Origin of the sequence: Sciscionella marina DSM 45152 (assembly GCF_000379465.1) — a bacterium.
GTDB classification, from domain to species: domain Bacteria; phylum Actinomycetota; class Actinomycetes; order Mycobacteriales; family Pseudonocardiaceae; genus Sciscionella; species Sciscionella marina.
This window is the reverse complement of the sequence record NZ_KB905405.1, coordinates 49,584-61,319: the sequence shown is the minus strand read 5'-3', so window position 1 is coordinate 61,319 and position 11,736 is coordinate 49,584. Positions and strand designations below refer to the sequence as shown.

Annotated in this window: 8 protein-coding genes; 6 read left to right on the top strand and 2 right to left on the bottom strand. The window is 64.1% G+C overall.

Annotation, left to right across the window (positions count from 1 at the left end; all coding sequences use genetic code 11):
* The coding region (locus tag A37U_RS45710; protein WP_205623048.1) for an IS110 family transposase at positions 1-579 on the bottom strand (579 nt) is incomplete at its 3' end.
* A gap of 328 nt (positions 580-907) precedes the next feature.
* On the opposite strand from A37U_RS45710, the gene A37U_RS0128390 reads away from it, so the two are divergent.
* Positions 908-2,179 carry an IS256 family transposase gene (locus tag A37U_RS0128390; RefSeq protein ID WP_026197694.1) on the top strand — a complete coding sequence of 424 codons (1,272 nt, stop codon included), beginning with the start codon at positions 908-910 and terminating at the stop codon, positions 2,177-2,179.
* Positions 2,180-2,261: 82 nt separating this feature from the next.
* Here A37U_RS0128390 and asnB read toward each other — a convergent pair whose 3' ends face one another.
* On the bottom strand, positions 2,262-4,097 hold the full coding sequence (asnB, locus tag A37U_RS0128385; RefSeq protein ID WP_026197693.1) for an asparagine synthase (glutamine-hydrolyzing): 1,836 nt from the start codon (positions 4,095-4,097) through the stop codon (positions 2,262-2,264).
* Positions 4,098-4,720: 623 nt separating this feature from the next.
* On the opposite strand from asnB, the gene A37U_RS0128380 reads away from it, so the two are divergent.
* From A37U_RS0128380 to A37U_RS45695, 5 genes are all read left to right on the top strand, one after another.
* On the top strand, positions 4,721-5,179 hold the full coding sequence (locus tag A37U_RS0128380; protein WP_020500067.1) for a MarR family winged helix-turn-helix transcriptional regulator: 459 nt from the start codon (positions 4,721-4,723) through the stop codon (positions 5,177-5,179).
* Positions 5,180-5,565: 386 nt separating this feature from the next.
* Complete coding sequence (locus A37U_RS48655) at positions 5,566-6,198, top strand: MarR family winged helix-turn-helix transcriptional regulator (protein ID WP_020500066.1); 633 nt, start codon at positions 5,566-5,568, stop codon at positions 6,196-6,198.
* Positions 6,195-8,300: an MFS transporter gene (locus tag A37U_RS48650; RefSeq protein ID WP_083933931.1), complete on the top strand. Its 2,106-nt coding sequence runs from the start codon at positions 6,195-6,197 to the stop codon at positions 8,298-8,300. Before A37U_RS48655 ends, A37U_RS48650 begins: the two co-directional genes overlap by 4 nt.
* 45 nt (positions 8,301-8,345) lie before the next feature.
* Positions 8,346-8,516, top strand: a complete 171-nt coding sequence (locus tag A37U_RS0128360) for a hypothetical protein (RefSeq protein ID WP_169526958.1) — start codon at positions 8,346-8,348, stop codon at positions 8,514-8,516.
* Between the two features lie 429 nt (positions 8,517-8,945).
* Positions 8,946-11,690, top strand: a complete 2,745-nt coding sequence (locus A37U_RS45695; RefSeq protein ID WP_338055080.1) for a sensor histidine kinase — start codon at positions 8,946-8,948, stop codon at positions 11,688-11,690.
* The last annotated feature ends 46 nt before the right edge of the window (positions 11,691-11,736 follow it).

The following is an 11,736-nucleotide window of genomic DNA, read 5'->3' as shown; positions in this document are numbered from 1 at the left end:
CAAGCTGGTCAGTGTTGTGCCCGTGTGCTCGACTGCCGCGGCGATGTCGCGGGATCGGACGGTGCGCAGCAGCCCTGCGGCAGCATCGGCACTGAGGTTTGTGGGTGCGCCGCCGGGAATGAGCTTGGTGAGTAACACATGCAGTCGGTTGATGGTCTGGGTTCGGGTCCGGATCATGTCGTCATGGTGTTCGACCAGCGCGCGCAGCGCCGTGATGGTTCCGTCCAGGCCGACCGACTGTAAGTCGGTCGCGGTCAGTGCGGCGATGCCCACCGAGATCGCGTCGGCGTCGTCGTTTTTGCGGCCGTGTCCGGTCGAGAGCATGCGCACCCGAGCGGCGAGCTTCGCCGGCACGTCGACAACCTTGATGCCATCGGCGTCGAGCCGAGCATTCAGCGGCGCCCCGAGGCCGGTGACTCCCTCGATGGCCCACCACACCCCCGGCCAGCGGCGGGCGAAGCGACGGAGCTGTCGGTAGCCGTCTCGGCTGACCGGAACTCGCAGCGTCGCCAACGGATGCAGCTTCGCGTCCACCACTGCTGCGGTCCACGACGCCTTGTGCGGATCGATCGCGATCACGATCTGATCGGGCCGGAAAGTCTGCTGTGCCAACGAAGATCCTCCTCGAACGAACCATTATGGGGGCGAGGAGGGCACACCAACTTTCGGCATTGCAGGCCTCTCTTCAGCCACTCCACGCCAAGCAGCGGTGGCCGGGAAGCAAGCCGCTCGCGAGTCAACCCCGCAGGGTGACAGGTGTTTCACGAGCCAGACCCGACCACCACCTGAGGAGATCATGGCTGCAGACCACACTCCCTGCCGGTATTGAACAAGTTGGTGGTTCAGGCCCGACACACCGGGCTGAGGTCCGGTGGGATGGGTACGGACAGTGATGTCATCTGATGCTATGAGTGCACGCAAACGTGAGCAGGTGGGGTTGTCTGCGGAGCAGGCTGCGGTCACAGCGATGATCGCGGACGCGCAGGCGCGTGGGCTGGAGTTGACCGGTCCGAATGGGCTGTTGAAGTTGTTCACCAAGCAGGTGTTGGAAACTGCGTTGAACGAGGAGATGACCGAGCATCTCGGGCACGAGAAGAATCGCGCCGAGACGGATCGGTCGTCAACTAATATTCGTAATGGTACGCGGTCTAAAACGGTGGTTTCCGATTCGGCCGGCGAGGTGGAGGTCGATGTTCCTCGCGACCGGGAATCGAGTTTTGAACCGAAGATCGTGAAGAAGCGGCAGCGCCGGTTGAGGAATGTGGACGAAGTGGTCCTTTCTTTGTATGCGAAAGGGTTGACGACGGGCGAGATTTCCGCACATTTTGATGAAATCTATGGCGCTTCGGTCGGTAAGGACACGGTATCACGGATCACTGACACCGTGGTCGCTGAGATGGAGGACTGGCGCGCTCGTCCTCTTGATTCGATTTACGCCTGTGTATTCATCGACGCGATCCACATCAAGGTGCGAAACGGTCAGGTCACGAACCGCGCCTTCTACGCCGCTATCGGCGTGACTGTGGACGGCCACAAGGACGTTCTCGGCTTGTGGGCCGGTCAGGGTGGTGAGGGAGCCAAGTTTTGGATGAGCGTGCTCGTGGACCTGAAAAACCGTGGTGTTCGCGACGTGTTTTTCCTCGTGTGTGACGGTTTGAAAGGACTCACTGAGGTCGTCGCGAACGTGTGGCCGGAAACTATCGTACAAACCTGTATTTTGCATCTCATCCGGAACACGTTCCGCCTAGTTTCCCGGAAATACTGGGACGGGCTACGACAAGATACCAAACCAATCTACACTGCCGCGACCGTCGATGCCGCCAGCACGGCATTGGACGAGCTGGAAAAGAAATGGGGTAGTCAATATCGGGCGATGATCCGGGTCTGGCGTAACGCGTGGGAAGAATTCACACCGTTCCTCGAATATGACGTCGAGATCAGGAAGATGATCTGCTCCACCAATGCGATTGAATCCCTGAATTCCCGCTACCGGCGAGCCGTGCGAGCACGTGGGCATTTCCCCAACGAAGACGCCGCGCTGAAGTGCTTGTACCTTGTAACTCGTAGCCTCGACCCAACTGGGACCGGGGCACGACGATGGACCATGCGCTGGAAGCCAGTCCTCGACGCATTCGCCATCACCTTCGGTAACCGCTGGCCGGGGGCCGAACACTACTAACAACACAGCCGGAAACACCGCTCAAGCGAAAGTCCCGAAGAATCACCCATTTCCGCAGAAACCTGTGCGGCGTGTCCTGCGATCAGTCGAGTTTCAGGATGGGCTTGCGGAGATCGAGCCAGGTGGCGAAGTCGAGGATACGTTCGAGTCCGGACCTCTGTGTGTTGGTGATCGCGGTGATGGTCGCGGTGGTGGCGGCTTTGACGGCGTCCTGGTCGTAGAAGTCGAGGACTTGGTGGTCGCTGGCGAGCAGGTCTTGGACGTGTCCCTGGATGGCGGTCAGGTAACCGGGGTCGAAGCTGCCCGGGTAACCGCTTTTCTTCCGGTCGGCCACGGATTCGGGAAGCAGGTCGCGGGTGGCGCCGCGCAGGATGCTTTTCTCCCGCCCGTCGTAGGTCTTCAGTGACCAGGGTGTGTTGAACACGTACTGCACGAGCCGGTGGTCGCAGAAGGGCACTCGGACCTCCAGGCCAACGGCCATGGACATCCGGTCCTTGCGGTCGAGCAGGCTCTGCACCATCCGGGTCAGGTGCAGATAGCACACCTCACGCATCCGCCGTTCCAGCCCGGTCTCGGAGTCCTTGTGGGGGACTTCGCGAAGCGCTTCCCGGTACCGGTCGGCCTTGTAGGTATCCAGTTCGAGCTTCCCGGCGAGTTCGGCGTTCATCAGACCGGTGGCGTTGATCGGCGAGCGCGGGTTGGCCAGCCACGGGAAGGTGTCCGCGGTGCGTTGCGCCTCGTCGTGGAACCAGGGGTAGCCGCCGAAGACCTCGTCCGCGGACTCGCCGGACAACGCCACGGTCGATTTCCCCCGGATCGCCTTGAACAGCAGGTACAGCGAGTTGTCCCGATCTCCCATTCCGAGCGGGAAGTCCCGGGCGCCCACGGCGGCGGCCCGCACCGCCGGATCGGCCATGGCGGCACCGTCCAGGACGATGTCCTCGTGCTCGCAGACGATGTGCTCGGCGACCGCGTGCACGTACGGAGTGTCCTGGGTTGGACTGACGTCCTCGGCACGGAAGTGCTCTGCCTGGTTGGGGAAGTCCACCGCGAAACTGCGTACCACCTCGCCCTGTTCCTGCAGTTGACCGGCGGCCAGCGCTGTCATCGCCGAGGAATCCAGCCCGCCGGACAGCAACGTGCAGCGCGGCACGTCGGCGACCAACTGACGCCGCACGATGTCGTCGAGCAGCTCGCGCACATGCGTCACGGTCGCCTGCTGGTCGTCGGCGTGCTCACCGACTTCCAGCTGCCAGTAGCGGGTTTCGCGCAGTCCGTTGTGGTCCACGGTGGCAACGTGGCCGGGTCGCAGTTCGCGCATGCCCTCCCAGATCGCATGGCCGGGTGTCTTGGCGAAGGCGAAGATCTCCCGCAGCCCATCCAGTCCGACCACGTGTTCGGCCAGCGGGTTGGCCAGGATCGCCTTCGGTTCGGAGCCGAACAGCACACCGTCCGCGGTCTGGTAGTAGTAGAACGGCTTGATGCCCATCCGGTCCCGGATCATGACCAGCTTTTCGTTGCGCGTGTCCCAGATGGCGAAGGCGTACATGCCGTTCAACCGTTCGGCGACCGCCTCGCCCCACTCCACATACCCGCGCAGCACCACCTCGGTGTCCGAGTCGGTGTCGAATCTGGCGCCGCGCCGCCGCAGCTCGTCACGCAGTTCGGTGAAGTTGTAGGCCTCACCGGAGTAGACCATCGCCACCGCGCCCTGCCCGGTGTCGATGGCCATCGGCTGAGCACCACCGGGCAGGTCGATCACCGCGAGCCTGCGGTGCCCGAGTGCGGCATGCCGTGCGTACCAGGTGCCTGTCGCGTCCGGTCCGCGGCAGGACATCGTTTCCGTCATCGTGTCCAGCTCCGCCTGCTGCGTTGTCAGATCGCGACGAAACGACACCCATCCGGTAATACCGCACATATCGTTACCACCAAATAACCACGAGATGTTGTTTACGTTAACTAACTATCACCCTAGACCTTTCGTGATCGGCCACCATCCTGCAGACGAGTGACTGTTCCGCTACGAACAGCGTCCGCGGGTCATCGGGTGGAACATTCCCGAAGACCGACGCGAAGCAGGCGCCCCATGCTTGAAGCAACAGCCCAGCACACGGAGCGCCAGCTCGGCCGAGCCTCAAGCGGGGCCTCCAGGTCCGTTTTGCCGCGTGCGTCGGTAAGGCGGATACTGGCAAATCTCGCCACCCACCCTCGAGGAGATCACCTCCCCTCGTTCAGGACCACCACGCCGTTCGCCAGTGCCCACACAGGCACTCGCGCCCGCCATTCGATGAGCAGGCGATGCTCAGATGAACCGGTCAGCCTGATGGACACCAACCATCCCAAAGAAGGTGGCTCCGCAGCTAAGTCGTTGCTGACGCTCCGCACCCCGCGGCTTGACAGCGTGTACCAGGCTTTTGATGCCGACGAACCGAAGCGTCGGACATCGTGTCCTATTACGTACGGATGCGCAGACACGTGAAAGAATCGGAACATAACGGATGGTTTGATCGTTGCCGGCACAGTCCGGAGAGGACACGGGACATGGCGACTGAACAATTGCCGATCGAACAAGCCGAAGCCTCCGACGAGGTGACCACGCGGTTGTATCTCGTCGTCGGACGATTGTCCAGGTCCCTGCGCAGATGCGGTGATATATACGGGCTCGGTCACGGCGCCGTCTCCGCGCTCGCCACCCTCGTCAGCTCCGATGCCATGCGCCTCGGCGACCTCGCCAATCGTGAGCGTGTCGCGGCGCCGACCTTGTCCAGGATGATCGCCGCCCTCGTGACCAAGGGCTATGTCGCGCGCGAACCCGATCCCGCCGATGGGCGGGCTTCTCTCGTCGCGCCGACCGAACTCGGCCGCGATGTCATCCAGGAAAGGCGCTCCACCCGCATGCAGGAACTGCGCAGGCGCCTCAACCGCCTCACCCCGGAGGAACGCGAGACCATCCTCGGCGCGCTCGAGCCCCTCGAGGCACTCATCGCCGACGACCGGTAACAGTGTTTCGGAACCGCCTCGGCCACGAGCCGCAGCGGTGTCTCTGCGGGACCTCCGCACCCGGAAACAGGTTTGAGCTTCCGACATGTATGGGATGACCGGTTTGATTGGCCGGATGATCAGTGGTCGTAGCTGCCCCAGGGGGCCGTATCGGGGTCACGCGCGGGCTTCCTGCTGCCTGTGACGGGCTGAGTTGTCAGAGGTTTGCGCTCCCGTCTGGTCCTGGCCGCGTTCTGAATCAAGAGGCATCCGATCCCCGAAGCCTGTGATACGCCAAGACTTCTGTGTCCCGAGGCAAGGCCCATGTCGTATCCGTTGTTGTCGAGGGTTCCAGTTTTCTTTCGTGGTCTAGACTAGGTACATAGGGTGGCTATATAATTTTTCTTGTGGTTTCATCGAGCGAACGGGTCGAGGCGGCGGAGGCGCTGGACGGGATCACCCGCTTTGTCCTCCGGCAGACCGCAGCGCTGCGTGAACTGAGTTTCACGGCGGTGAGCACATTGTCCACGCTGGATAACTCTGGGCGTCATAGGTTGACCGAGCTCGCGCAACAGCAGGGTGTCAGTCAGCCCTCGATGACGACGATGATCGCGCGTTTGCAACGGCAAGGGCTGGTGTGTCGCGAGACCGATCCGATGGACGGCCGGAGCGTGTTAATCGCGATCACCCCGAAAGGGCGAGAGCTGCTGGCGCGTCGCCAGCAGAGTCGGCGAGCATTCTTGTGCAGTCTGATCGGGGATCTGGATGAGTCAGAGGTGCGTGCGCTGGTGGCGGCGGCCGCCGCGTTGCGGAAACTGGTTGATCCGGAAGCGGTGCCGATGGCGCTCGCGGCTGCGAGGGCTGCGATGACCGAATCCATCGACCACGGAATCGACCGCGGCACCGTTGCGGACAGGTCCGGGGAGTCGGGTGCGGCCGGGCGAGATCATGCCGGATCGCTCCGTCGGCGGCATCCCGGTCGCCGTGAGCGGGATGCTGGACGATGCGGGGGCAGTGCCGGTAGCGGTGGTATCGAATGACCAGCCGGACGGTCGAGACGAATGCAACGGAACAGACGACTGGACGAAGGCCCAGCTTCTTGCGGCAGCCACGGTCGGTGTGGGCGGTCGCATTTGCTTGTGTCGTTTCGTTCATGGGGATCGGGCTGGTCGACCCGATCCTGCCGACGATGGCATCCCAGTTGCATGCCTCACCATCTCAGGTCTCGTTGCTGTTCACCAGTTACCTGTTGGTGACCTCGGTAGCGATGCTGGTCACTGGTTGGGTTTCGAGTCGAATTGGCGCGAAGAAAACCCTGGTCACCGGGCTGATCATCATTGTGGTGTTCGCAGCGCTGGCCGGGTTGTCGAGCGGTGTTGACGGCATCATCGGCTTCCGCGCTGGCTGGGGACTGGGCAATGCCCTGTTCATCGCGACCTCGCTGGCGGTCATCGTGGGCGCGGCCAGCGGCGGGTTCGAAGGCGCGATCATGCTTTACGAGGCCGCACTCGGCTTCGGCATCGCGCTCGGCCCCCTGGTCGGCGGTTTGCTCGGTGGGGTCAGCTGGCGTGGGCCATTCTTCGGTGTGGCGGTGTTGATGGCGATCGCCCTGATCATGGTCGTCACCTTGCTGTCGCCAACGCCGAGACCAGCGCAACGGACACCTCTGTCCGCACCGGTCAAGGCGTTACGCCACCGTGGTCTGTTAACCGTTTCCTTGACGGCGCTGCTGTACAACTGGGGATTCTTCACCATCCTGGGGTATGCGCCGTACCCGATGCACATCGGTGTGCACCAGCTGGGTTTCGTCTTCTTCGGCTGGGGCCTACTGGTGGCGATCTTCGCGGTATTCGTCGCACCGCGGGCCGAACGTGCGATCGGTACGGCGCGGTCGTTGTACTTGACTTTGGTGCTGATGGCGATCGACGTCGCCGCGATCGCCATCTGGGTCGAGCGCCCGCTCGTGGTGATCGTCTGTGTAGTCATCAGTGGCGCGTTTATCGGTATGAACAACACTTTGGTCACCGCGACCGTCATGAGCGTATCGCCCGTCGCTCGGCCAACCGCCTCCGCGGCCTACAGTTTCGTGCGCTTTCTTGGTGGTGGTTTGGCCCCCTGGGTAGCCGGAATACTGGCAGCAGCCTACGGCGACCATCTTCCCTTCGGTATCGGAGCCGGCGCGGTACTACTCGGGGCAGTCGTACTCGCGACCGCTCACCGGCTGATCAATTCCGCCGGATACGAGAAACAAAGTGAACCCGAAGAACCCCACAGCCCGGGAGTGGCGCCCCAGGGGGTCTACGGGGCGGGAGAAGCACGGTCGCCATCGGAAGGCAACGTCGTCTACGGCCATGTGCGCGATGCCCGACTCACACCGTTGACCGGGGCTACCCTTACGCTGATCAACCACGATGGTCGACAGCACGCGCTCGGTGTATCCGGTTCGGACGGCCGTTACGCCCTCGTAGGTGCCCCGGACGGATCCTTCGTACTCATCGCGTACGCACACGGCATGCGTCCCGAAGCGAAAGCCGTCCAGTTGCGAGGCGAACCCGTCGCGCTCGAACTCGAACTCGACGGTGCAAGTGTGCTGCAGGGAACTGTCGTCGCTGCAGGCAAGAAATGGGACTCCGTGACCGTCACCTTGGTGGACACGCAGGGAATGGTCACCGATACCGACCGAACCGATCGAGACGGCCGTTATCATTTTCAAGGCGTGCTCGGCGGTGATTACATCGTCACCGCAGCCCCTGTCGACAAACCACCAGCCGTACAGACCGTGACGGTGCCCGAGGCAGGTACTGTCACGGTCGATATACCCCTGCAGGTCCGCACCTCGGTCACGGGCTTCGTCCGCCGCGCCACCGATGCAGCCCCGGTCGCCGAGGCGCTGGTGACTTTGGTCGATGACACAGGCAATATCCACAACAGTGTCATCAGCAATGACAGCGGCGCATACCACTTTCCCGAAGTCGACGAGGGGAACTACACCTTGATCGCCTCAGGGTATCCGCCGGTGAGAAGATCGCTGGCCGTTCGTGCCAACGACACGAATCAACTCGACATAATCCTGCAACACAGGCTGCACCGCACAAACAACACTCCAAAAGGCTCGGTGGATGTCCCGCACCAGGAATCCTGAACGGTAGCAGGGTCCGCCGCCGCGCGCCGTGTGCTGGCGACCGCTGTGGAGGAACTGGCCAAGGTGCGTATCGGTCGCGACCAGCCGAGCACCTCCATCCGGTGGATCGCGGCGACCGCGACGCTGTTCGGCCGTATCGTCGGGGTGCCCGGCGTAGGAGCTTTCACCCCGGTATTGCGCGCATTGGCGAATGAAACCGTGCTCGTGGAGACGTAATTTTGCATTGTGGTGGTCGGCCAGGGCGCCACCGACGGCAGCGCCTCATACTTGCGTGGATGGCGGGGCCGCACCCGCCGGGACGCCGGACGGCCGGGTGTGCGCCGATACGCACGCCGACCGGCAGGGCGACTCGATCCGGCACTGACAAGGCGATCACCACCGGCCGCGTTACGGTCGCCACGGAAACATGGCCGGTTGGAGCGGTGTCGGTTTGTTCACCGTATTCGGGGTCGTGGAAGACCTTGTTGTTGAGCTAGGCTAACTACCTGTGGTCGTCGGTGTAGGTACGCTCTGAAATGCTGGTAGGAATCGGTGTTGTAGGAACCAGGGCCGATGTGAGGATGGTGGCGATGAGCATCGCTTCCGGGAACGGCGTGTGGATTGGCTGACCGCGGCGCGGCAAGGGGCAAGAGCACTGGGCAAACTGTGCTCACCGACGGGGGCAGGGGTGTCGGTGGTGCACAGGGTGGTTGGCGGCGGTTACGGGACTGGCCGGTTCGTCGGCGGCTGGTTGCGCTGATCCTGGTGCCCACCTTGGTGGCTCTGGGTTTTGGTGTGTTCGGGGTCGTCGGTGCGGTTGGCAACGCGCTCGGCGATCGGCATACCGAGGCGCTGGCTCGCCTTGGCGGCTCACTGACCGCTGCCGCGGCGCAACTCGAGGCCGAACAGACTGCTGCCGCTGCCTTCGCGGCGACCGGTCGACCGGCGAACGGGAAGGGGGCACTGCGGTCGGCGTATCGGGGTGTGGACGATGCGTTGACCGGCGAGCTGCGTCGTGCTGACCTCGGGGTGGGTGGGCGCTACCCGGCGCCGGTGCGGGCGCGGGCAGGCACGGCGGCGTTTCGCATCGGTGAGTTACCCAGTTTGCGCAGCACTGTGGAGCAAAGTCGACTGCCAGTCAATGTGGTGATTCAGAAATACACCGACATCATCGCCGATTTGCTGGCGGTGGATGACGAGATCGCCGCGGAGACCGCCGATCCGGGATTGTTGTCCTCGGTGCGGGCACTCGGGGATATTTCCAGGCTGAAGCTGCAGGTGGGGATCCAACGCAGCCTGGTGGGCTCGGCGTTGCGCGCGAAAGGGTTCGAGCTCGGCGGGCTGGCCGAGTTGAACGCGGCCGTTTCGGCGCAGCAAAGCGCTTACCAGCAGTTCCAGGTCGCTGCGACCGGGGCAGAGCAGCAGCGGTACGCCTACGTCGTGACCGGGCAGGATATCGACGAGACACAGGCGATGCTCAATCAGGTCACCAGCTCTGATGGCCGGTGGATCGCCGGTGCGCCGGGCAACGCTGCGCAAACGTGGGCGGGCGCGGTGTCCGGCACACTTGACAAGGTCCGTGTGGTGGAGCGGGGCTTGATCGGGTCGGTCAGCGATCGGGCGGCGGAGCTCGCCGGGACCGCTGTGCGCAACGCGATCATCGCCGGGGTGGTCGCGTTGGCGGTGTTGTTGGTCGTGCTGTTCGCGACGATCATGGTGGCACGGTCGCTGGTTCGACCGTTGCGGAGCCTGCGAGGCGGTGCCATGGCGGTCGCCGACCAGCGGCTGCCCGCGTTGGTGGCCCGCCTGTATTCGGACCAGCCCGGTGATGTGGCCGAGCATGTGGCACCGATCGAGGTCGACTCGGTCGATGAGGTGGGCCAGGTGGCACGTGCCTTCGACGAGGTGCATCGGGTCGCGGCGAGGCTCGCGGGTGAACAGGCGCAGCTGCGCAACCAGATCAACGCGTTGTTCGTCAGCCTTTCGCGGCGCAGCCAGACCCTGGTGGAGCGCCAACTCGAGGTGATCGATGGTCTCGAGAAGCAGGAGCAGGACGCGAACCGGTTGCGGAGTCTGTTCCGGCTCGATCACTTGGCTACCCGGATGCGGCGTAACGGCGAGAACCTGCTCGTGCTCGGCGGCGAGGAACCGAGCCGGCGGTTCACCGAGGCGATGCCGTTACTGGATGTGGTGCGTGCGGCCGCCTCCGAAGTCGAGCGCTACGAACGAGTCGAGGTCGAGCCCGGGCTGCCGGACGTGTTGATCAGCGAGTCGGCGGTGACCGATGTGGTGCATTTGCTTGCCGAGTTACTGGATAATGCGACGACTTTTTCCCCACCGGACCAACCGGTGCAGGTCCGCGCATACCCGGCGGATGCGCAGGGCGGTGTCGCGGTGGAAATCCTCGACTACGGCATCGGCATCGCTGAGGATGAGCGGGCGCAGCGCAACGCGGATCTGGTGGACCCACCGGTCATCCAGCCCGGCGTCTCGCGGCACATGGGGCTGTTCGTGGTGGGGCGATTGGCGCACAAGCACGGCGTCGACGTGCGGTTGGTGCCTGGCCAGCAGCGCGGGCTGATAGCGCTGGCCATACTGCCTGCCACGCTGGTCACCTCGCGGCAACCGGTGCCGCTCACGGAACCACCATCGCAGGCTTGGCCCGGGCAACCGGCCCCCGGGTGGCCGGGCCAGCGCTGGGTGCAGGCGATGTCGGCAACCGGCGCGGCCGCGGGCAGCTGGTTCGGTGACGAGCCATTGCCTGCGATCGATCATCCCAGCAGCGCCAGCGGCGAGGCAGGACCGCGCGCCAGCGCGTCGCAGCACGCATGGCGGGCACCGACCTCGAGGGGGCGAACCTCGATGGGGTTACCGCGCCGCGAGCCGGGCAGCAACTACGTGCCCGGCTCGATGGTCGGACCATCATCCGAGCAGGTAAGCCGACCAGGGCAGGCCGGCCACGGGGAACCGACGTCTCGACACGAGCAGCGCGAGTCTTGGGAGCAGGGCCCGGACGCGTTGCGAAACCGGTTCGCTGCCTACCAGGCTGGCGCGCGCCGTGGACACGCGGAAGCACACCGCGCCGGGTCGGCGCAGCCGGTGTCGCGGCCGTTACCGGTAATGGGCGCTCCCATGAATCATCCGAGCGCGGCAGGACGGACTTCGATGGGGCTGCCGCGCCGTGATCCGGGCGCCAACTACATTCCCGGATCGGCGGGATCCGATCACGTGGCCCTGAACGAGCGCGCGCGACCGCGGGCGCAAGACCGACCGAGCTGGGAACAAAGTCCGGAGGCGTTGCGGGAGCGTTTCGCGGCGTTGCAATCCGGCTCGCGGCGCGGCTATCGGGCGGCGGCTGCGCCAACCACGCCGCCGGGTTTGCGGCGTGATGAGGAAACGGGGAGTAGTTGAGCGACCAGGAGCGAGTTGTCCGGTTCGGCAACGTGCCGGTGTGGAG